A 22,841-nucleotide genomic window follows, 5' to 3' on the forward strand; every position below is an offset into this window, starting at 1 on the left:
TTTTTTAATGATCTTTATTAAATGAAAACAATGACATGTAAACAGCTTGGAGGAGCCTGCCAGATGGAATTCCGTGCTGATACTTTTGAAGAAATGGCCGAGCTAAGCAAGCAACATGGAATGGAAATGTTTCAAAAAAAGGATGAAGCTCATATGAAAGCAATGGAGGAAATGCAGGGACTCATGCAATCCCCTAAGGAAATGCAGGAGTGGTTTGAGTCTAAACGAAAAGAATTTGAAGATTTACCCGAAAATTAAATACTGCCGCTACTTTAATCCATCATTTAGCAGAATATAGCGACATGACTATTGAAGAAATATCAAAAGAAAATATTTCGGACCTGACTCAGCTCGTTCTCTATCTGTGGCCGGAGTGTGACTATAAAGAGGAATTTCAGAATGGTCTCAAGATTCTCAAGTCTGAAACTGAAACCGCATTCATAGCAAAAAATCACGGCATTTATTTAGGCTTCATACAGCTTTCATTGAGAAGTGAGTATGTAGAAGGCACCTCCACCTCGCCAGTTCTGTATATGGAAGGTATCTACGTTGATCCAAGTCATAGAAAGGAAGGTATTGCAAAAAAGCTTCTGGAGACTGCTGAAACATGGGGTAAGAAAAGGGGCTGCTCTGAAATGGCTTCTGACACTGAAATCATAAATCAACTAAGCATTGATTTTCATAAATCTGTAGGATATGATGAAGTAAGTCGCTTAGTGACCTTCAAGAAATCTTTATAGACCTACCTATTTCTCCAATCTCCAAATATCCAGTTGCCCGGAGCTTCCTCTTCTGGAGAGAGAAAAAAATCTTCGAATGCTTTAACCAACTCACCACCACTAATACGTCCATCACCATTGATATCCAGCATATCAAAGGCCTTTTTTGCCACTGACATGTACAGACCGTATGCTTTAAACATATCCAGGTATTCCCGCTCATCTATGTGACCATCCATATCCTGATCAAATAGTGAGAAAATATAAGTCGCTGATTGATTGATATAATCATTGGGTTTGGTCAGCACTACTTCATCAAAAAACTGAATCCACTCATCAAGGGTAAGCTCCGCCTCTGTTTTTTGAATGTCTTTCAGGATTTGAACAAACAACCGATGTGCCCTCAGCTTTAAATCCAGCCGTACCACTGAATTATCATCCAACCCAATGATGTCACTCATCGTTTCCCCTACCATCTCAAAATCATCCTTTTCCAGAATACCATTTCCATTATTATCAAGAACATTAAAGAAATGGGTGATTTTTTGTTTTTGGACGTCAGTCATGAGCGGCTATTTGAAAGGAAAGATAGGAACTTAGACGAAAAAACACGCTCCTACGATCGTACTATTCTACATATCCCCTTTTAAAGCGGGATTAACCCTTGATCTCTTCGATCGCTACAGCATACCCTTCCAAACCCATACCATTGATAGACCCAATGCAAACATCCTTAACATAGCTGACCTGTCTGAAATCTTCTCGCTTAGCTAAATTGGAAATATGCACTTCAAATACAGGTGTTTTAATGCCTGCAATCGCATCTCGTAAAGCAATGCTAGTATGCGTATAAGCCCCAGGATTAAATACGATTCCATCATAGCTAAATCCTACCTCGTGAAGCTTATCCAGTAATGCTCCTTCATGATTAGACTGAAAATATTCCAACTCATCCTCCGGAAATCGTTTCTTTAAGTCAACCAAAAAATCTTCAAAAGACTGGCTTCCATAAATTTCAGGCTCACGCTTTCCAAGTAGGTTTAGGTTCGGTCCGTTTAGAATGAGTATTTTCAATTTTGTTCAGTTATTTAGTTGATCAGTAATTAGTAGACTAGTTTAGTTTATTCATTGCCTAATTTACCTACGCTCGTTGACTAATCAACTAATTAACTGATTAACTCGATAACCAAAAAATGTGGCCAACCTACATTAAGCAATTTAAAAACTATCTAAAGCTGGAACGATCGCTGGCTCCAAATTCAGTTGATGCTTATCTGGCAGATATTTCAAAGCTTCAACAATTCTTCGAAATCAAAGAAAGAGACACCCTGCCTACTAAAGTTGTTCAGCAGGACCTCATTGATTTTCTTGAATTCATCAACGAACTAGGGATGTCTGCCTACACGCAGGCTCGCATGGTATCAGGACTAAAGGCTTTTTTTCGATTTCTTGTCTATGAAGATGTTATCACAAAAGATCCATCCGAATTAATAGAAGCCCCAAAGCTGGGCAGGAAACTGCCAGACACGTTGGATTTACCTGAAATCGAGCAGCTGTTTAATGCCATAGATATGTCAACGTCTGAAGGTCAGCGAAACAGGACCATGCTAGAGACACTTTATAGCTCAGGATTAAGGGTTTCGGAATTGATTAATTTAAAAATCAGCAACATTCATGACGATATTGGCTTCTTACGGATCATAGGAAAAGGAAGCAAAGAACGGTTAGTTCCCATCGGCAAATCAGCCTTAAAGCATATTAGAATTTTCAGGGATGAGGTGCGGGTACATATTGATGTAAAACCGGGTTTTGAGGATCACCTATTTGTAACCAAACGAGGAAAGGCGATTAGTCGGGTAATGGTTTTTATGATCATCAAAGATTTGGCTGCTAAAATTGGATTGAAGAAAAGCATCAGTCCCCACACATTTCGTCATAGTTTTGCAACACACCTGATCGAAGGGGGTGCAGATTTGCGCGCAGTGCAGGAGATGCTTGGACATGAATCTATTACCACCACGGAAATCTACACACACCTGGACAGAGACTATTTGAAACAGGTAATAACTCAATACCATCCAAGAAGCTGATGTATCAACTTTTAAAACCCGTACTTTTTTTATTTACGCCTGAAAAAGCTCACAAAATCACAACCGGACTTCTTCATTTCCTACTGAAACTGCCATTTGGTAAATCGCTGGTTAAAGGAATGTTCAACTTTCAGGATCAGCGGCTGGAGCGTGAAGTTTTTGGATTGAAATTTAAAAATCCGGTAGGGCTTGCAGCCGGGTTTGATAAAAATGCTGAGCTTATTGATGACTTTACCCATTTAGGTTTTGGGTTTATAGAAATTGGCACACTCACACCAAAAGGCCAACCCGGTAACCCTCAGCCTCGCCTATTCAGACTACCTAAGGATGAAGCGCTAATCAATCGTATGGGATTTAATAACGAAGGTGTGGAATCTGCCGTGGAGCGATTGAAAAGTAGGAAATCAAAAATTTTGGTGGGTGGAAACATTGGGAAGAACAAAGTCACGCCAAATGAAAATGCATTGGATGACTATCTGATCTGCTTTGAAAAGCTATATGATTATGTAGATTATTTCGTCGTGAATGTAAGTTCTCCAAATACTCCGGGTTTGCGTGAACTCCAGGAAAAGGAACCACTCATGAAGCTCCTAGAAGCATTGCAAGATGCGAATAAGAAAAAAGAAGCTCCAAAACCTATTCTTTTGAAGATTGCTCCGGATCTTACTGAATCACAGCTGGATGATATCATCGAAATCACTCAGAAAACCGGACTAGACGGACTGATCGTATCCAATACAACCATCGATCGGTCCGGACTGAAAACAGATGCAGACAATGTAGAAGCCATTGGTCCTGGCGGGCTTAGTGGTAAACCTGTATTTGACAAATCAAATGAGGTATTGAAGTATATCAGAAGACACCTCCCACTCGTTCATATCATTGCGGTCGGCGGCATCCATTCAGCACATGATGCTGTTGAAAAAATTCAGGCCGGAGCAAATCTGGTTCAGATTTATACAGGGCTTGTATATGAAGGCCCGGGATTGATTAAGCGAATCAACAAGGAACTTTTGAAAATTGGTTAACTTTAAATGAAGATGAATATTCAGTCGCAAAAGAATGATTTGATTCAATGGCTTTCAGATTTGGAAGATCCAAAGACAATTGACCTGCTATCTTCAATTAAGTTGTCAGATATCAATCAAAAAAAAGTATCTATTTCGAAAGAGCAAAAGGATGCAATTGATACTGGACTAAAATCGATTGCGAAAGGAAAAGTAAAGAGTCACAATCAGGTTCGATCTGAAACGAAATCAAAATTCCCAAATCTCTTTTGACAAATGCTCCCGATAGAATGGTCTGAAGATGCCATTAATGATTATCACCAAAACATTGAATTCATCTTATCCAGATGGACTGAAAGTGTAGCAAAAAAATTTATAGACGAAGTTGAAACGATTCTTTCACTGATTCAAGAACACCCACAACTTTATCCATTTGTTGGGCATAAAAACATAAGAAAAGCAGTAATTCGAAAACAAGTTTCTCTTTTCTATCTTGTACAAGAAGATCGCATTACGCTCGTTAGGTTCTGGAATAATTTTCAAGATACCAAAAACCTTAACATATAAGATTAGCATGTTTGATCCCGGCTTAAAACTCCATTATTTTTGGGAGCTATAACCTATGGCACAGAATACCTACAAGAAGAAGATCGAGAAGAAGCAGAAGGCAAGCCTTAAATTCAACTTCATCACTGACCGAAAATTTCACCTGTTTATCGGGTTCACCCTACTGTTGATTTCGATATTTCTGGGTGTCTCCTTTATATCTTACCTGAGTACAGGTCAGGCTGATCAAAGTGTAGTAGAGGCATACACAAACACAAATGTGAAGGAGTCTGGTGCAGAAGTTCAAAACTCTTTTGGCTTAATTGGCGCAATTGCTGCGCATTATTTTATTTTTCTTTGGTTTGGAATTGCGGCGATTCTTATTCCTCCATTTCTCTTCATTGTAGCATATAAAATTATTTGGCACAGGGCCCTTCTTCCAATCACCAAGTCTTTCAATTTTGTGGTTTTCTATCTCATATGGATCAGCATGGTGATGGGTTATTTCCTGCTTTCCCAGGAAGAAATCACGATGTGGGGGTTTCTGAGCGGTGGTATTGGCTATGAACTTGCGGTGATTTCACAGAGCCTGATGGGGTGGGGAGCTATCCTATTCCTGATTTTTCTCTTTGTAGTATTCAATATGTTCTTTTTCGACATTACAAGGATACCTGCTTTCAGTGGTGTTTTACCATCATTTGAAAACATGATCAACCAAATAAAATCGTTGATCCCGGAGAAGAAGCCAAAGACGAAAACCGCAGATATAAGTTCGGTATTGGATCAAATCAAAAAAGAGGTGGAAGATGAAGATGCAAATAAGGATGAATCTGAAACATGGGTTGTGAAAAAACTCCCAACTAAGCCCGCAGCTAAAAAAGAAAAAGCAGACCCGGAATTCACCATTGACCTACCGGAATTTAAGGAAGAAGAAAAGCCGCTTTCAAAAGAAATAGAAGAAAAAGTCTTTGCACCTAAAGAAGAAAAAGCCGTGGCTCCACCACAACAAGAAGAGCCTTCATCGAATGAAGAGCTGGAAGATCTTTCATTTGATGTGGAACAAAAGGAATTCGAAGAAGAAGTTACCGAAGAAGCAATCAATTACGATCCAACCCTTGATCTGCCAAGGTATAAGTTTCCAAACCCTTCCCTTTTATTTGAATATCCGGAAAAGGATGTGAAAGTTTCGAAGGATGAATTGGAGCAAAACAAGGATCGCATTATTGAAACACTCGTCAATTTTAAAATTGGCATTTCAAGTATCAAAGCCACTATAGGCCCAACAGTCACCCTTTATGAAATTGTGCCGGAGGCTGGAGTGAAAATCTCCAAGATCAAAAACCTGGAAGACGACATAGCTTTAAGCCTGGCGGCATTAGGTATCCGTATTATTGCTCCTATTCCTGGGAAGGGGACCATTGGTATCGAGGTTCCAAATAAAAATCGTGAGATGGTAGATGCTCGCTCTGTGATTACAACTAGTAAATTCATGGAAAGCAAAATGGATCTACCAGTCGTATTGGGAAAAACCATCTCCAATGAAGTATTTGTGACGGATTTGGCCAAAATGCCCCACCTGTTGATGGCTGGTGCTACAGGACAGGGTAAGTCCGTAGGATTGAACATTATCCTGACATCACTCCTATACAAAAAGCATCCATCACAGTTAAAACTGGTATTAGTTGACCCCAAAAAGGTGGAATTGACACTTTTCAATAAAGTGGAGAAGCACTTTCTGGCTAAGCTGCCGGATAGTGACGAGCCAATCATCACCGATACTTCTAAGGTTGTGAATACGCTCAACTCTCTATGCATTGAGATGGATAACCGGTACGACCTGCTGAAAAGTGCAGCCTGCCGTAACCTTAAGGAGTATAACAAGAAATTCACCGAAAGAAAGCTTAACCCAAACAAAGGGCACAGGTTCTTACCGTATATCGTGCTAGTAATTGATGAGTTGGCTGACTTAATGATGACCGCTGGTAAAGAGGTGGAAACACCTATCGCACGATTGGCCCAGCTGGCTCGTGCCATCGGTATTCACTTGATTGTAGCCACTCAACGACCATCAGTAAATGTAATTACAGGTATCATTAAGGCAAACTTCCCGGCAAGACTTTCCTTCCGGGTTACTTCTAAAATTGACTCCAGAACAATTCTGGATGCCGGTGGAGCCGACCAATTAATTGGTATGGGAGACATGTTGCTTTCAATGGGGTCCGATATGACCCGATTGCAATGTGCATTCGTAGATACACCAGAGGTCGAGAAGATTTGTGATTATATCGGTGAACAAAGAGGGTATGATGATGCTTATCTCCTACCAGAGTATGCAGGAGAGGAAGAGTCAGGCATAGGCGAAGTGGACCTTTCAGACAGAGACGCACTTTTTGCCGATGCTGCACGTTTGATTGTCATGCATCAGCAGGGATCTACATCGCTCATCCAACGAAAGATGAAGCTTGGGTATAACAGAGCCGGTAGATTAATTGACCAGCTGGAAGCCGCAGGAATAGTCGGTCCGTTTGAGGGTAGCAAGGCTCGAGAGGTACTTATCCCTGATGATCATAGTTTGGAACAGTTATTGTCTGAAATAGAAATCAAATATTAAGAACGAATCAAAAAAGAATGAAAAAGCTAATAATTGCATCACTTACTTTGACATTGCTACTACAGGTACAAGCTCAATATGATCCTGAAGCATTGACCGTATTGGATGCTATGAGCAATAAATACAAAAAAGTAAAGTCTTTCAAGGCCTCTTTTTCTCAGAAACTAACAAACGAGAGTGCAGGGCTTGATGAGACGATTTCAGGAGACATAGCTGTAAAAGGAGATATGTATGTTTTGGATGTTGCTGGTCAGAAAATTTTCAACGACGGTACAGATATTTATACCTTCAATGCCGAAGTAAACGAAGTGACAATAAGTACTTATGACCCAGAGGAGTCAGAAATCACTCTTAGTAACGTTTATGACCTTTATAAAAACGGATTTAAATATGCACTGGCTGAGGAAAAATCCAATGGAGACCGATTGATTGAACTGGATCCTGAAAGTAGAGATAAAAGTTATTTCAAAATCAGAATGACTATCAACGCAAAAGATGAATTGAAGTCATTTACCGTATTTGAGCGTACTGGCAATAAGTATGTCTACTCCATAAACTCTTTCACCCCAGCTAATTTAGCTGACAGTTATTTCACATTTGATACCTCAGAATATCCGAATGTTGAAGTAATAGATTTCAGATAAAATAAGAATCTCAAGAAAAAGAGTACCTTTGCTGCGTTCAGAACAAGTCTGAGCGCTTTATAATTTTTTATTTTTTTTAATGAACATTTTTGTAGCTAAGCTTAACTATGCAACTTCAGAAGACGCATTGAGACAAGCATTCGAAGAATTCGGAACAGTAGATTCCGCTAAAGTTATCATGGACAGAGACACTCAGAGATCGAAAGGTTTCGGATTTGTTGAAATGCCAAATGATGACGAGGGTAATCAGGCTATTTCAAGCCTAAACGACACAGAATTAGATGGTAGAACCATCGTTGTAAAAAAAGCTAACCCAAGAGGTTAAGCACTGAAACAGATTCTAAGTTTTTATTGATTTTTATATAATTGCTCGTGCGGAAACTTTTCCGCACGAGCATTGTTTTATATAATTGTTACGTACACATAAAATTTTATTGATTTGGCTAGACCTGCAACTACTCCGGTAAAACTTAAAGACGGATACTACATAGAACTCCGACACAAGGGTGAAAGAAAAGGAATCAAACTTAGGAGTGATACTATTCCTGAATTACACCAATCGATCAAAAAGTACGAGAAATTATACGACGTGCACTTTTACGGTGAAGTAAAGAAAGGTAAAGTCGTAAACGATAAGCTTCCTGAGCTTAAGTAATTCTTAAATTTTATTGGATTCACCACTTCCGAAAAGCCGGAAACAGGATAAATGCGTCCATGCTTTTCTCCTTATCTTAGCCCCAAATCCACATAAATCAGACCATGACCCGTCAGCAGCTTTTTGAGCAAATCAAAGAAAAAGAGTCCTTTTTATGTGTGGGGCTCGACACAGACATAAAGAAAATTCCCAAACACCTCCTTGACGCTGAAGATCCCATCTTTGAGTTCAACAAGAAAATAATAGATGCTACAAAGGAGTATGCTGTAGCCTACAAACCCAACACGGCATTTTATGAGGCGCATGGTGCGAAAGGATGGGAATCCCTCCAAAAAACACTGGAATACATCCCCAAGGATATTTTTACCATAGCCGACGCTAAGCGCGCCGATATTGGCAACACCTCCTCGATGTACGCAAGAGCATTCTTCGAAAACATGGATTTTGATTCGGTCACAGTGGCTCCATACATGGGTTCAGACTCTGTAAAACCATTTTTGGAGTTTGATCGAAAATGGGTCATCCTTCTTGCTGCCACCAGCAACCCCGGTGGATTGGATTTTCAGGATGTTATTGTAAGCAGCGATGGAGAGAAATTATACGAGCGGGTAATCCGTAAGTCAGCCGAATGGGGCAATGCCAATAATATCATGTATGTTGTAGGTGCCACTCGTCCGGAGGCTTTGATTGGTATTAGGAGGCTGGTTCCCGAGCATTTCTTACTCATTCCAGGAGTTGGAGCTCAAGGCGGTGATCTAAAGGCTGTTTGCAAGTATGGCATGAATAAGCATTGTGGGCTTTTAGTCAATTCCTCCAGAGGGATTATTTATTCCGATTCCACTGAAAAATTTGCTGAGGCTGCTGGAAAAGAAGCTCACAAAATTCAAGTAGAAATGGCTGAAATTCTTCAGCGATTATAGCACAAACCGTATCTTAGGAAGCTAATCGCTATGGACGAGCAGTTTCTCCACTATATCTGGAAATATCAAAAATTTGATTCGAGTGATCTTCTACTCACAGACGGTCAATCTCTAAAAGTATTTAATCCTGGTAATCACAATCATGATTCCGGGCCGGATTTTGAAGAGGCAAGGATTAAAATTGATGAATTGGAATGGGCCGGACAGATAGAAATACATATCAATTCATCAGATTGGTATCATCACAATCATCAAAATGATCCTGCATACGAAAATGTTGTACTGCATGTCGTCTGGAATGAAGATAAGACTGTTGAAGTAGGTGGATCTCCCCTGCCAACACTTGAGCTTAAAGATTTAGTAAGCCACCAGCTACTGGAAAGATATCAGAACCATATTCAAGCTCCGACTGAAATCTTATGTCAGAATCAGCTCTCCAAGATATCTTCACTAACAATCCGGAGTATGATGGATCGTGTCCTTGTAGAGCGACTTGAAGAAAAGGCGAGTCGAATACTGGATGATCTGTCGAAAAACAAGAATGATTGGGAAGAGTCCACCTATAGGGCGCTGGCTTCCAATTTTGGATTTTCTACTAATAAGGAAGCATTTATACGCCTAACTCAGATTTTGCCCTTTGCTAAGCTCAAAAAAGTCTTGCAAAGTGAGAAACAAACTGAATCCTTGATCTTCGGACAGGCTGGCTTTCTTGAAAAAGGCTCTGACCCATATGAGACTGAATTAAAAAAGGAATTTGATTTCCTTCGAAAGAAATTTCAGCTTCAGGAACCAATGATCAGTGTACAATGGAAGTTTGGAAAACTTAGACCTGCCAATTTCCCTACGGTTAGGTTATCGCAGTTTGCTTCCCTCCTTACTCACCAACCTCAATTATTCTCCATCCTTACTCAAACAAAGAATATAAAAGAGTTAAAAAAAGCGTTAATTACACCGATGAGCAGCTATTGGCAGGGTCATTATGATTTCGGTAAGCCTAGAACCAGGATATCAAAAACCATCGGAAACAGTTCCTTTGAAAATATACTGATAAACACCATTGCTCCTCTTTTGGCAGCCTATGCTCGCTATACTGATGATCAGTTGTTCATGGATCGAGCGATCGAACTTTTAGAATCTGTTGTGGGGGAAAGTAACCGGATCACTAAAAAATGGAATGATCCAAATATGCAGATTCATACGGCTTTTGATTCCCAGGCATTGATTCATTTATTCAAAAACTACTGTCAAAAAAGGAAATGCCTTCAATGCAACATTGGAGTTGACCTACTCAATAAATGATAACCTGGATCATTCATATCATCATTATTAGCTCACTAGCTTTCCTGGTTTTTCGAAAACTAAAAACCAGCCTCCCTACCTGGATGTTTTGGATTGGACTTGTTATGAAGATTTCTGCCGGATTTGTACTTGGCTGGATTTTCTATGAATACTATGGAGAAGGTGATACTATTTCATTTTTCGAGATGGCTAAATCATTTGATGATTTCGCTACTGAAGAACCTAGAACGCAATTCTTCATCCGTATCCTCACTCTATTGGTGTACTTGTCAGGAGGCTCCTATTGGATCACCTCCGCCTGGCTTTCATTTATCAGCTTTACTGCTGCATGGTATGCTACATCACAATTTTCTAAGGCTTTTCCTTCCATCAAAGTATTAACTGCCAGCTGTTTCCTAATCATCCCTTCAATCGTATTCTGGTCCTCAGGTATTCTGAAAGACACCCTGGCATTTGCAGCAATGATGGTGCTTATTGCCGCAATTTTAAAATGGTATAAGCGCATAAATATTACAGTCTATGATTTCATCATAGCTGTGATTAGTGGATATCTATTGTTCCACCTCAAGCACTACCTGATTATCACTTGTCTGATATTTGGAGGGCTGCTTGTTTCGGTATCTTTAATTAAAAAGGTCAAATCAAGATGGAAATGGATAATTGCTGCAATGGTATTGGCCCTCTCTTTGATTTCCACCCAGTTTGTGCACCCATATTTAAAAGTGGAGAAGCTTTCGTGGACAATTTATGAAACAAATAGAACGATTCTGGAGAAATCAGATTTGGAAGGTCAATTAGATATAGAAATTAAAGATGCATCCATATTAGCTGTGATCAAAGAAGTTCCTAAAGCTTTACATGCCGGGCTTTTCCGACCAAGTATTTATGACAAAACACCTATCTGGGGATGGCTTCATCGTATTGAGAATTTCATATTAACAATTCTCATTATCATGTCAGTATCTCTTTATTTCAAAAGAAATCCACCGGTTGATACTCCTCTTTTCGTATCCGCTTTGTGTTGCATACTATTATTGGCAATTATGCTTCCATTAGCCACACCTAATTTTGGCACACTGGTTCGTTATAAGAATGCGTATATGCCCTATCTCTTCTTAATCTGCAGCATACTTCCATATCACTATCTATCTTCGAAAACGAAAGAATAATCGCTAATTTTGCGCCTTCAAAACAAGAAGGACATGGAAAAACCAGTAATTATTTTTGGATCAACAGGACTGGCGAAAGCTGCGCTTGAAATCTTCAACTCCAACAATATTGTTGTATATGGATTTTTAGATGATGACGAAAAGACTCACAACACTGAAATAAACGCTGTAACAGTACTTGGTGCAACAGACGATCATGGATTCACAAAATTGATCGGTCAAAAATGCGAAGCTTTCGTGGCAACTGATGACAATTCTCTACGCAAAGAATATGTGGAGTACCTGAAAGAAACCAGAAAGGTAATGCCAATGAATGCGGTGCATAATGCAGCCACCATTTCAGAGTCTTTCATTATAGGTCATGGAAATTTCGTAAATGCTGGAGCCATTCTTTCCAATGACTCCAAAATGGGCAATCACAATGTCATCAATTCAAAAGCGATCATAGAACAGGAAGTGGAAATGGGTGATTTTGTACAAATCGGCACAGGATCTATCATTAACACCAAAGTGAAAATAGAAAATGAAGTTTTTATTGGATCAGGTGTGACTGTTGTTGCAGGTGTAACTATTGGTAAGGGGGCTCGAATTGGAGCCGGCTCTGTAGTTGTTGGCGATGTAAAGAAAGGTCAGACAGTCTTTGGCAATCCGGCCGTGGAAGTGAAGTAATTCGTATCTTCCCAAAATGAAGTCAAAACTCCTCATTGTTCTATTCGCCCTTATACTAAATAGTTGTGTGCCCGAAGGACTGATGCGAACATGGAGTACCACTGAAGATTACGACCGGAAATTCAATAACATTCTGGTGATGGGCCTCATCAACAATGTCAACCTGCGCAACGAGGTTGAAAATGAGGTGGTATTTACAGGTAGGAAATTTGATCTGCGATGCGTCAATGGAATGTCAATGTTCCCACCGGAACTTGGAAAGCCTTTCGAAGATGTAGAGCGCGCAAAGGAACGAATGCGTAAGGACGGGTTTGACGGTGTTGTTACCGTGACGCTTGTTGACATAAATGAACCGCGATATATTCCTCCTGAAACAGCTTACTCTCCATTGGTTTATTATGATCGTTTTGGAAACTATTTCTTCCGAACATACGATTTGGTATACAGACCCGGCTACTTTACCAGGAACACGAATTATTTTATAGAAACCAACTTCTATGAACTGAAGGTGGGGAAACTTGTCTGGTCGGGCAGGTCTACAATATTCCCCCCTGCTGAATTGGCAACATATCTTCCAAATTATGCAAAGGGATTATTTAAGGAACTAAAAATTGAGCGGATAATTGAGTAAGCAAAAAGGCATCAAAATGAAATGGAATACCCAGCTGATCTTACTTATCGTTGTTATATTCAGCGGGCTAGGCTCATCCTTTCTACCTGTTCAGTCCAATAAGACAAAGCTTTTAATTGAGGTCATCGACCTATCAGGTAGACCGGTAAAAGATGCATCAATCAAAATCTACTCATCGGAGGAAGATTATAACAGCGATTCAAACATTTTAATAACGGGCAAAACGGATAAGAAGGGTAAATTCCAATACAAAGGTTTGGCAGCTAAGCCATACTTTCTGGACATAAGGAAAGACAACCTGAAAAACGCTCAACATAGTGTTAATACCGGAGCACTTTCAGTTGAAAGAACTAACAAGTTCTTAGTTACTATCAAGTGAGTTTGAAACCACTATTGTAATTATTTAATTTTGCAGCCTATTTAACACCCTGCTGAAACAGGGCTTGGTTATTATGGAAAAACACTACGTATTACTTTACTACTGCTACAGTAAGATTGAAGATCCTGAAACCTTCAGGGAAGAGCACCACAAACTTTGTTTAGATCTAAACCTCCGTGGACGCATCATTGTTGCTTCGGAAGGTTTAAACGGAACTGTGTCTGGCACGCAGGAAGCTTGTGAAAAATATATGAGCGCAGTTACCAGTGACCCTCGGTTTGCTCATACTGAATTTAAGGTAGACATCAACGATCAACCGGCTTTCGAAAAAATGCATGTTCGGGTGAAGCCTGAAATCGTACATAGTTCACTCAAGGAAATTGATCCGACAAAAAAAACCGGTGGGTACGTGGAACCTGCAGAGTTCAGAAAAATTCTCAAAGAAGAGTCTGAAGACACCATCATCCTTGATGTACGCTCCAACTATGAGCACATGATCGGCAAGTTCAAAAATGCCATTACCCTGGATATCGATAATTTCCGGGATTTCCCTGAGAAGATAGAGGAACTCAAAAAATTCAAAGACAAGAAAATTGTCACTTACTGTACCGGTGGTATAAAATGTGAAAAAGCAAGTGCCTACCTACTGGAACAAGGATTTGAAAACGTACATCAGCTTCACGGTGGCATCATTAAATATGGCTTAGAAGCTGAGGGTGAAGATTTTGAAGGGAAGTGCTATGTGTTTGATAACCGAATTGTAAAAGATGTAAATCAGGTTAATCCTACTATAGTATCTCGCTGTTATGTGACCAACGAGCCTTGCGATCGAATGGTTAATTGCGCCAACCCGCATTGCAATAAGCACATCCCAATGAGCGAAAAAGGAGCAGAAATATATAAAGGCTGCTGCTCTGAAGAATGCATGAATAACCCGGACAGAAGAGAATATGATGGTACCGGCTTCTATCAAAAGAAAATGAATGGATATAATCCCTATAAAGGACTAAAACGGAAAGCTACAAAGCAAGATTGAAGCTAAACTTTTAGTAAATTGGGTCATTGGAAAAGGTTTCCTATTTAGATTTAGGAAGCTTTAGAAATTTTGACCTAGCTATGCCTCACACATTTTCAGAGACAGATCTGATTCTTAACCCTGATGGAAGTGTCTATCACCTAAGCCTTCGTCCCAAGGATGTCTCTGATAAAATCATTGTCGTTGGTGATCCCGGCAGGGTACATAGAGTATCGCGCCATTTCGATTCCGTGGAGTTTGAGATGAATAAACGAGAGTTTATCACTCATACAGGCAAGTACGAAGGGAAGCGTATTACGGTCATTAGTTCAGGTATGGGTACTGACAATGTCGAGATTCTTATGCAGGAATTAGATGCATTATTCAACATTGACCTGGTTCATCGTGAGCCTAAACCCAGAAGAAAGAAGCTCCAAATTATTCGTATTGGCACATCCGGCACCATTAGAGATGAAATAAAAGTAGGAAGTCACCTTGCGACTGAATATGCGATCGGCATGGATCCGCTCATTCATTTTTACGATTTCAAACACAAAGGAAAAGAACGTCGCATCGTTGAAAAATTTCAGGAAGAAATAGGCATCCCCTACCTCCCCTATTGCTTTAAGGGATCAACTGCTCTATTTGAAAAGTTCAAGGATTGCACTATAGCCGGGAATACCGTGACCTGTCCGGGCTTTTATGCTCCTCAAGGTCGTCAACTACGAGTCCCAATCCGTTTCAAAGAGATCATTGAGAAGATGCAATACTTCCATGAAGAGGATGTGTGGCTAACTAATCTGGAAATGGAAACTGCAGGCTATTATGCTTTTGGCAAGCTGATGGGACATGAAATGCTAAGCCTCAATGCGATCATGGCCAACAGAATAAAAACAGAGTTCGCTAAAGACCCTAATAAAGTGATCGATAGCCTGATCAAAAAGGTGCTGGATAGAATTTAGTGATTTTTTTCGTCATTCGCTTTCCTTGTTTCAAACACCAGTTTTAACGCTTCATCAACTTTTTTTGATGATCCACTTCTTATGCTAAAATTTTAAGTACCAAAAAAAATGTACTTGTGCCAAAATCAAGTACATCAATCGCTTGGTTAAACCAAATCACTTAAAATGAAAGCCTTATTAAAAACTCTACTTTTTGCATGTGCTCTGTTCACGATTATTACCGCCAATAGTCAGGATTGGGAAGAGATACAAAACGTAAATACAGATCCCATTTCATCGAATGTCATGGATGAATTCGGAGGGTCTGTAGCTATGAACTACAATGGTTCATATGCAATAGTTGGTGCTCCTAATGACAGTGAAAATGGTTATGAAGCAGGTGCAGCATACTTGTATAAGCGAAGCGGAACTGACTGGGCATTAATCACCAAGTTCGTTTCTGACGATATAGCGTCTGGCGATCACTTTGGATCATCGGTTGCCATGTACACCAACTACATTGTGATAGGAGCTAGCGGTGAGAACAGTAACACTGGAGCTGTATATGTATTTAACAAAGACACTAACACAGACGAAATTACTCAAATCAAAAAAGTGGTTCATACAACCATTGCCAGCAGTGATTATTTTGGTAGCACAATAGACTATGATAACCAATATTTTATCGTGGGAGCTCCTTTTGCCGGGTCATATGGGCGGGCATATGTATATCATTTATCTAGTGGAGTTTGCACCTTAAAGAAGGTATTTTACGGACCGAGTGATGCAAGCAGATTTGGGGATCGGGTTCGGATTGAATACACTTCGTCAGGAAACTATATAGCAGGTATAGGCGATTACAATTACAAAGACCCTGGCGACTATACAAACAGTAGAGGTAGGGTACATATTTACGAAGGGACGAATACATCCTGGACAGAAAATACTGTTTTAGTTGGTCAAGTTCAAGGAGGCCGTTTCGGGTATGATTTTGATCTTACAGATAATCGATTGGCCATTGGAGTTCCTTATGATGATAATGGAGCAAATAATGCAGGTCTAATCTACATATATCAAAGAGGGGAAAGCAATTGGACCTACTCGTACACAATGGTTGGAGATCAGAGTAATGGTAATCTTGGAAACACGCTTTCCTTTAGTCAAAGAAATAGTTCAATCTATCGACTTGCAGCCTACGAGAGAGGTCAGGATGGTCAAGGTGAAATCAGGATATATTCCAGTGCTTCCGGGACATCATTTGGCTCTTATAGAACTATCCTTGACTCTAATCCTGAAGACTATGGATTTTTCGGGAAAAGTAGTATATGCATAAAAGAAACCTATATTCTTGGAGCCAGGGACAATGCTGATATAAATGGTACAAATAGTGGAGTCGTCTATTTTGCAACAGAAACAGCTGAATATAATGATTGGGGCTCTATTGTTCAAAAACTACCAACTCCTTATACCTCTCCTTTTCGGTATGAAAGTGAATTTGGTAGCTCAATAGATATCGATGGAAATACAGCTGTTATTGGTGCTCCAAATGATTATTACGGAAGCGGGTTTGCCGAAGTTTATCAAAAAACAAATCTTGGATGGAACAAAATCGCTACCCTCACTGAAAGCTCAAATATCTATGATAACAACTTTGGATCAAGCGTGTCTATTGATGGAAATTGGATTGCAGTGGGTGCATCTGGTGGAAAAGATACGGATCGGGTGTATATGTTCAAAAAGCCAGCGTCAGGTTGGACCGATATGACTGAAACCGCCGTTATTTCTGCAACTGATATTGTGGCAGGTGATAACTTTGGACGATCAGTCTACTTAAAGGGCAACACATTGGTGGTTGGCTCATATAGAAATCGAAACAACAGCTTGTATACAGGTGCAGCATATGTATACACGAAATCTGAAGGAGCAGATTGGACATCCACTACTCAAACCGCAAAATTAACGGCCTCAGATGGAGCATCTAATGATTACTTTGGTTGGTCGGTCGCTACAGATGAAGGGGTTATTGTGGTGGGATCTCCTGAAAAAGATGTAACCGGAACCAGAGACGGAGGTGTTTACCTGTTCGAAAAACCAGAAACAGGTTGGATAAATGCCACCGAAACCTATACCCTATCTGCTTCAGATCAAACAAGCAATGATTATTTTGGATATGCTGTAGACTTTGACAATGACGTGATCGCAGTAGGTGCTCGAGGAAATAACACGGTTTATGTTTTTGAAAAACCGCTCACAGGCTGGGCATCACTAACTGAAAGTGCTCGATTAAATGCATCAAGTGGGGGTTCTTATCTTGGTTATTCAGTAGATATTGACGATGACCGAATTCTCGCTGGTGCAATTCATGATACCTACACATTCAGTAAAGCCGGCTCTGCATTTCTATTTGAAAAATCGGGGAGTAGTTGGACATCAATGACCGAAAGTGTCAAATTTAATTCTTCCAATCCCGGCCTCAATTACTACTTTGGAAATGAGGTTGCATTGGATGGTGTTCTCATTGGTATTGGCTCCTATAATCAAGAATCTGCTGCTGGAGCAGTTTATTTTCATGAGCAATTCATCCCGCCTACAGATGTGGAATTAGTTGTAAATCCCATAGATGAAAATACAGAAATCGGAGAAATAGCTGGCTATTATAGTGGTTTTGATGATAACATGTCTGAAACACTCACTTATGCTTTTTCAGGAGAAGGTTCAAGCATCTTGTCACCAACAAACGCACTAAACATTAGCGAGTCCAGTCATGTAGAAATACCTCATGATAATGCATTTAATCTAGTAGAAAATGACTTTACTATAGAGGGGCAAATAAAGATTGAATCCGATGTTGGATCTAAAACAATAGCAAGTAAAGGCAATGGATCGGATGGAAATTCGGTATTTATCTTTCAGGTTAGTGAAGGTAAGCTAAGTATCTACCTTGGTTCAGGCGCAACCGCTGGTTGGACAACTTCAAGCAATTCTCTTCCTCTGAATACCTGGACGCACGTTGCTGTTTCGTATCAAGCTTCTACAAAAACAATATCATTTTATGTAGATGGGGTAAAGGAGACGCTGGCACCACTTAGTCTTACTCCTAGCAGCAATAGCGATACTAATTCACTTTTCATTGGACAACAAGGCTTTACGATTGATTTTCTGATTTCAACTTTCATTTTCAATCCAGATCCACTAGTGCTTGATTGGGAACTTACAACTGCCAACATACAAATATTAGATGGTGCGGATGTTATCTATGATGGAGCATTAAACGCTTCAACAAACCAAATCAAAGTGAAATCGATAGAAACGGATTATACTGTGAAAATCATCAAAGATGGGTTTACAACTTACTCAGCTACGTTTACCCAAACAGAACTTGAAGCGTTCTTCTTAACACCGTTAATAGTTACACTTCAGTAAGCATAAGATTTAAGACCAAGGGGATAGCTCTTCTCTCGACTTGAGGGAGGGGCTTTTTTATTTAAATAAAGTGCTCAAAGCTCTGTTAATAGAAGCGGCAGCCTCATTCATATGCTCTCTTACTTCCACCCACTTTTCATTTGATTTGGACGAGCGATTTTTGATTTGATCTTCAAGCTTCTGCTTCTGTGCTTTCAGCTTTTCTATCTGCACCTCCATGTCTTCCGAAACTTTACTTCCGGCTTCCCTCGTCTCTTCCACCAGGTGATCTATTTTTTTTCCTAGCTCTGTCAGGATATCTTCTACTTTGCGCTTCTCACTCATAGGTCTTATGGTTGAAATGGAAATTTAAGCATTACTTTTAATATTCCCCCCTTGAGGGGGCTAGGGGGTGACTTTACCATACCACTTAGCAATCACCTTCTCTGCCGGTTTGTTTTGAGGTGTCCATTCCGTACCTCGCCACCTACCTCCCTGGAAGGTATTGAAGTGCCACTTCCAGAGAAAGCCACCGGCAAACCATTCTTCTTTCATCAATGCTCGGTAAGTAGCTTCATATGCATCGGCCTGAAGTTGCATATTTGCATTTTCTTCCGATTCATCAATTTCCCAATGCTTACCTGCTGCGCCATTGGCACTTTGAAACCCATATTCCGTGAAAAGGATGGGCTTGTTCCACTTTCTTGAAAAAGCGCTAAGCTGAGTTTTCACGGGCTTCCATCCATTTTCTATCTCTTCAATAGCTGGATGTGGGCCCTCTGCCAGCGGGAAATATGCATCAATACCAATATAGTCCACAGCGTCCCACCACGAGATGTTCTCATAGTTGTCCCAATTGGAGGCATACGTGATTTTGCCGGAATAAACCTTCCTAACGTCTTTAATGAGGGTTCTCCAAAATTCAGGACGTTCCTTCGCAGGAATACGATACTCCGTGCCGATGCAAAGCATCTCCACATTGAGGGAGTCAGCCACTTTCGCATAATTGAGGATATAAGCAGAAAACTCATTTTCCCATTGTTTCCATTGCGCTTCCGTGGAAAGGCTGAAGTCACCCGTCCAACCCTCTCCCCTCACCCACACGTGTGGCTTGATCATCACTTTCAGGTCATGAGATTTGGCATATTCAATGAGCTTGCAAGTACCATCCGTACGTTCACCCCACCACTGACGCTCATGATCAAATGAAACACCCGGCTCTCCGGAACGGGAAAAAGCATAAGGAATAATGGCAACCCACCCGGCATTGATACGCTTTACTTCCCCCATCTGATCTACCGTGATCTCCCTTGGAGGGTTCACTAAACTGACGCCATTGATGATAGGGTCCTTACCTGCCGGAATCATAACCATGGCCAGGCCACCACAGATCAGAATAAATAGGGTAATAAGGATTCGCATGATGGAAAGATACGGGAGAATTCTATCGTGAGTTTGAAGGAATTGATTCATTCGAATCATTTAGTCAAAACCAAATCTTGCCAGATTGGGTATAAGAATACTATGCGAATGCTTCACCTTATCTATTATTTATCTATTAGCTTCATTTTACCGGCGCAAAAATTTGAAGAAATCTTAGCTGAAGTAAAATCATTGCCAGTTCACGAGCGTCAAGCACATTTTGACGAGTATATAAAAAGGCAAACCAAATTTCCGATTATAGAAGGCGCTCAAGTGGTCTTTTTGACAAAAAGTGATAATGGTCAGCCCTATTTGCAGGCAGATTTTAATGGCTTTTTAAATCCCAGATATACCGAGAACAAGTCTATTGGATTAATGAAGCCAATCGAAGGTACCTCCTGGTATTACTACCGTAAAGAACTGGTGCCTGATGCTGTCATTAATTACTTGTATGAGGATGAGTCAGGTGTCAGTGTGGATAGCCTCAATTCGAACACACGAACCAATTTTGGAACTGAAGTCTCATTCCTAAGCCTGGGTGAGACACAAGAAGTAATTCCATCCACCCCGGAAGAACAAAGAGGGAAACTGGCAACTATTGAAATAGAAAGCGAATTTCAAAATCACACCCGGACGGTTCATATTTATACTCCTTTCAATTACGAAAGTACCGAGGAGCTACCATCTGTTTACTTCCATGATGGATCATTTTTCATCGGGGATATGCAGGTACCTGAAATGCTGGATTACCTTATTTCCAACCAACTCATTCAGCCGGTTGTTGCCGTCTTTGACAATCCGGTGATACGAGGAAAAGAGTACCGTGGAGATAGTGCTTATATAGGATACATCGAACAAGAGCTTGTACCATACATTACAAAAAATTATAAGGTCAGTAAAGCAAAAGATGACCGAGCAGTAATTGGATTTTCAAGAGGTGGAATGTCTGCTTTCTACCTTGCTTATTTTACTACTACATTCTCGAAATTAGGAGCACTATCTCCGGCCATACACCCTACTCCGGTCGATGATTTCATGAGCCAACTTAACCAATCTACAAGCAGTCCACAACAGGCGTTTATCACTGGTGCCATTTATGATCATCTCTGGTATAAAGATGCTGTTTCATTGTATGAAAAATTGAAGCAAAACGAGGTTGAAGTCCAATACATTGAGAATTCGCAGGGACACAACATCCCAAGTTGGCAAACTCAATTAGATGATATGCTTATTGCTTTTTTTAAAATAGAGTAAAAAAAATATTTCGCGTTACTTGCTATAATCGGAAAATATATAATTTCGGCAAGCATTTATTTAACACGCACAATCACCCAAAACACACAAAATTCAATGAACTATTTGAAGCGAATGGTACTAACCATTCTTTTTTCATCAGCTATTTTGCTTATCTCCTGTACAAAAGATGAGTCACCAACTCCAGCTCCGGATTTCACCATTCAATCAACTCCAACCTTTGAGGTTGTTTCTACATACAGCAATGGGTGGATTGAAAAAGCGATTACATATGATGGCTCATTCGGTTTGAAAAAGGAAGAATTTGAATATCACGAAAACGGCTTCATCAGATCTTGCAAAACATACGGATTCAAAGACTTTGACTACCAGGCTGCCAATCACTATCTGGAACGAGAAGTCTTCCGTGATAACAAGAACCAGCCCAAAAAATCCATCTATTATAATCCGGATGGTTCTGTAAAAGCCGAAATACTATTCGAGGATGGACTAATAAAAGAAAAGGTGGTGTATAGTGGTGATCAAACGATCAACTATACCTACAATGCGGGCATAATCCATCAAACTGAAATTATAGCGGACGATCAAACTACAAGGATTGAATTCAATCAGTTAAGCGACGCAAGGGGTGTTGAGGTCATCAGAGAAAGTAATGTTGATTATGTTACAACACTACCGTACGATCCTGTAGCGGGTGAAGGGCTTAATACCACAGATGATAATTCCAGAGGAAATCGATTTGCTGGAGAACCCATTTCGACAAATAACATCAATACTGCTTATTCAGCCAGTGTGAGCTGGAACTATGGGTTTGAAGCCTATGAATATGCGCCAGTACCCATGCTCTATAGTAAGACAAATTATTTTGGATTACTTAATGGCTATTTTTCTACTGAATTTGATTTTTACCGACAGGTTGTGGAGCAATACCCATTTTTTGAAGATGAGTTTTTGGCTGGCAAATTTGAAATCCTGAGTGAGGAAGCTTCTTTTTATCCAAGCATAACTACACGCGAAGCTGTAAAATCCGAAATAGAAGCTGACCCTACCGCTTTCAAAATGAAATACGGAGATCATTACTTACACAAAATCATTTCTGGAAAGTACGGATTTATAATTGGAACGATGCGAAACCTTCCATCAGACTTTGCACTAAGAAATCAACTAAAAGAGCTGGCATACAAAAAAGCGAATCACATTCTCGGCTCTTCAGTTGGTCTCACCGAGCAGGAAGAGTTGATGTTGTCAAAAGTATTTTTTGAGTTGAAGTATTTCAGTCCCATTCTGGGCAGCAGCGGAGTGGTATTGGACACCAATGAAACCTATGAGACCATCATTTATGAAATAGAAAATACGGACCCTTTTGTTCTTCAGAAAGTTTACAGAACGTATGATTATTTGTGATTTTGAGGGGTTGTTGCTCTGTCTCCAGACTCTCACTTAATCGTATATTTGAATTGCAACAAAA

General features: G+C 40.1%; 25 protein-coding genes. 21 read left to right on the top strand and 4 right to left on the bottom strand.

The annotated features are described in order from the left end of the window. Positions 1-30: 30 nt before the first annotated feature. Positions 31-258: a DUF1059 domain-containing protein gene (locus CHB71_RS11220; protein WP_245811257.1), complete on the top strand. Its 228-nt coding sequence runs from the start codon at positions 31-33 to the stop codon at positions 256-258. Between the two features lie 44 nt (positions 259-302). Then, the gene (aac(6'), locus tag CHB71_RS11225; protein ID WP_089357023.1) at positions 303-740 is read left to right on the top strand and encodes an aminoglycoside 6'-N-acetyltransferase; all 438 of its coding nucleotides are present in this window, start codon (positions 303-305) and stop codon (positions 738-740) included. Positions 741-742: 2 nt separating this feature from the next. Here the strand turns inward: aac(6') and CHB71_RS11230 are convergent, their stop codons facing one another. Beyond that, a complete protein-coding gene (locus tag CHB71_RS11230) occupies positions 743-1,285 on the bottom strand; it encodes an EF-hand domain-containing protein (RefSeq protein WP_089357024.1) in 543 nt (180 codons plus the stop codon). Positions 1,286-1,376: 91 nt separating this feature from the next. Continuing rightward, positions 1,377-1,793, bottom strand: a complete 417-nt coding sequence (gene aroQ, locus CHB71_RS11235) for a type II 3-dehydroquinate dehydratase (protein ID WP_089357025.1) — start codon at positions 1,791-1,793, stop codon at positions 1,377-1,379. Positions 1,794-1,912: 119 nt separating this feature from the next. Between aroQ and xerD the strand changes: the two genes are divergently transcribed. The 17 genes from xerD to CHB71_RS11320 all read left to right on the top strand — a co-directional run bounded on the left by xerD (position 1,913) and on the right by CHB71_RS11320 (position 18,718). Further along, positions 1,913-2,809 carry a site-specific tyrosine recombinase XerD gene (xerD, locus tag CHB71_RS11240; protein WP_089357026.1) on the top strand — a complete coding sequence of 299 codons (897 nt, stop codon included), beginning with the start codon at positions 1,913-1,915 and terminating at the stop codon, positions 2,807-2,809. After that, positions 2,809-3,837 (top strand): quinone-dependent dihydroorotate dehydrogenase, encoded by a 1,029-nt coding sequence (locus CHB71_RS11245; protein ID WP_089357027.1) that lies wholly within the window; start codon positions 2,809-2,811, stop codon positions 3,835-3,837. Before xerD ends, CHB71_RS11245 begins: the two co-directional genes overlap by 1 nt. A 12-nt stretch (positions 3,838-3,849) precedes the next feature. Beyond that, positions 3,850-4,089 (top strand): hypothetical protein, encoded by a 240-nt coding sequence (locus CHB71_RS11250; RefSeq protein ID WP_144017400.1) that lies wholly within the window; start codon positions 3,850-3,852, stop codon positions 4,087-4,089. Positions 4,090-4,092: 3 nt separating this feature from the next. Further along, entirely contained in the window at positions 4,093-4,383 is a 291-nt protein-coding gene (locus CHB71_RS11255) for a type II toxin-antitoxin system RelE/ParE family toxin (protein WP_089357029.1), read from the top strand. 55 nt (positions 4,384-4,438) lie between these two features. Then, complete coding sequence (locus CHB71_RS11260; RefSeq protein WP_089357030.1) at positions 4,439-6,973, top strand: FtsK/SpoIIIE family DNA translocase; 2,535 nt, start codon at positions 4,439-4,441, stop codon at positions 6,971-6,973. Positions 6,974-6,990: 17 nt separating this feature from the next. Further along, positions 6,991-7,617: a LolA family protein gene (locus CHB71_RS11265; protein WP_089357031.1), complete on the top strand. Its 627-nt coding sequence runs from the start codon at positions 6,991-6,993 to the stop codon at positions 7,615-7,617. 79 nt (positions 7,618-7,696) lie between these two features. Next, on the top strand, positions 7,697-7,942 hold the full coding sequence (locus CHB71_RS11270; RefSeq protein ID WP_089357032.1) for an RNA recognition motif domain-containing protein: 246 nt from the start codon (positions 7,697-7,699) through the stop codon (positions 7,940-7,942). Positions 7,943-8,056: 114 nt separating this feature from the next. Continuing rightward, a complete protein-coding gene (locus CHB71_RS11275) occupies positions 8,057-8,272 on the top strand; it encodes a hypothetical protein (protein WP_089357033.1) in 216 nt (71 codons plus the stop codon). A 104-nt stretch (positions 8,273-8,376) separates the two neighbouring features. Next, on the top strand, positions 8,377-9,192 hold the full coding sequence (gene pyrF / locus CHB71_RS11280; protein ID WP_089357034.1) for an orotidine-5'-phosphate decarboxylase: 816 nt from the start codon (positions 8,377-8,379) through the stop codon (positions 9,190-9,192). A 30-nt stretch (positions 9,193-9,222) separates the two neighbouring features. Then, on the top strand, positions 9,223-10,491 hold the full coding sequence (locus CHB71_RS11285; RefSeq protein ID WP_089357035.1) for a DUF2851 family protein: 1,269 nt from the start codon (positions 9,223-9,225) through the stop codon (positions 10,489-10,491). Further along, on the top strand, positions 10,488-11,660 hold the full coding sequence (locus CHB71_RS11290; RefSeq protein ID WP_089357036.1) for a DUF2142 domain-containing protein: 1,173 nt from the start codon (positions 10,488-10,490) through the stop codon (positions 11,658-11,660). The genes CHB71_RS11285 and CHB71_RS11290 overlap by 4 nt, the downstream gene beginning before the upstream one ends. 33 nt (positions 11,661-11,693) lie before the next feature. Next, on the top strand, positions 11,694-12,329 hold the full coding sequence (locus CHB71_RS11295; protein ID WP_089357037.1) for an acetyltransferase: 636 nt from the start codon (positions 11,694-11,696) through the stop codon (positions 12,327-12,329). 16 nt (positions 12,330-12,345) lie between these two features. Beyond that, positions 12,346-12,960, top strand: coding sequence for a hypothetical protein (locus CHB71_RS11300; RefSeq protein WP_144017401.1), 615 nt, complete (start codon positions 12,346-12,348; stop codon positions 12,958-12,960). Between the two features lie 16 nt (positions 12,961-12,976). Further along, positions 12,977-13,339, top strand: a complete 363-nt coding sequence (locus CHB71_RS11305) for a transthyretin-like family protein (protein ID WP_144017402.1) — start codon at positions 12,977-12,979, stop codon at positions 13,337-13,339. Between the two features lie 73 nt (positions 13,340-13,412). Further along, positions 13,413-14,375, top strand: coding sequence for an oxygen-dependent tRNA uridine(34) hydroxylase TrhO (trhO, locus tag CHB71_RS11310; RefSeq protein ID WP_089357040.1), 963 nt, complete (start codon positions 13,413-13,415; stop codon positions 14,373-14,375). A gap of 80 nt (positions 14,376-14,455) precedes the next feature. After that, positions 14,456-15,316 carry a nucleoside phosphorylase gene (locus CHB71_RS11315; protein WP_089357547.1) on the top strand — a complete coding sequence of 287 codons (861 nt, stop codon included), beginning with the start codon at positions 14,456-14,458 and terminating at the stop codon, positions 15,314-15,316. A gap of 165 nt (positions 15,317-15,481) precedes the next feature. Continuing rightward, positions 15,482-18,718 carry a LamG-like jellyroll fold domain-containing protein gene (locus tag CHB71_RS11320; RefSeq protein ID WP_089357041.1) on the top strand — a complete coding sequence of 1,079 codons (3,237 nt, stop codon included), beginning with the start codon at positions 15,482-15,484 and terminating at the stop codon, positions 18,716-18,718. A 57-nt stretch (positions 18,719-18,775) separates the two neighbouring features. Here the strand turns inward: CHB71_RS11320 and CHB71_RS11325 are convergent, their stop codons facing one another. Continuing rightward, a complete protein-coding gene (locus CHB71_RS11325) occupies positions 18,776-19,042 on the bottom strand; it encodes a hypothetical protein (RefSeq protein WP_089357042.1) in 267 nt (88 codons plus the stop codon). Between the two features lie 60 nt (positions 19,043-19,102). Next, on the bottom strand, positions 19,103-20,170 hold the full coding sequence (locus CHB71_RS11330) for a glycoside hydrolase family 113 (protein ID WP_144017403.1): 1,068 nt from the start codon (positions 20,168-20,170) through the stop codon (positions 19,103-19,105). Between the two features lie 57 nt (positions 20,171-20,227). Between CHB71_RS11330 and CHB71_RS11335 the strand changes: the two genes are divergently transcribed. Further along, the gene (locus CHB71_RS11335) at positions 20,228-21,373 is read left to right on the top strand and encodes an alpha/beta hydrolase (protein ID WP_179213388.1); all 1,146 of its coding nucleotides are present in this window, start codon (positions 20,228-20,230) and stop codon (positions 21,371-21,373) included. Positions 21,374-21,469: 96 nt separating this feature from the next. Continuing rightward, the gene (locus CHB71_RS11340) at positions 21,470-22,777 is read left to right on the top strand and encodes a hypothetical protein (protein WP_089357045.1); all 1,308 of its coding nucleotides are present in this window, start codon (positions 21,470-21,472) and stop codon (positions 22,775-22,777) included. Positions 22,778-22,841 lie beyond the last annotated feature (64 nt).

Origin of the sequence: Ekhidna lutea (genome assembly GCF_900188325.1) — a bacterium.
GTDB lineage: Bacteria > Bacteroidota > Bacteroidia > Cytophagales > Cyclobacteriaceae > Ekhidna > Ekhidna lutea.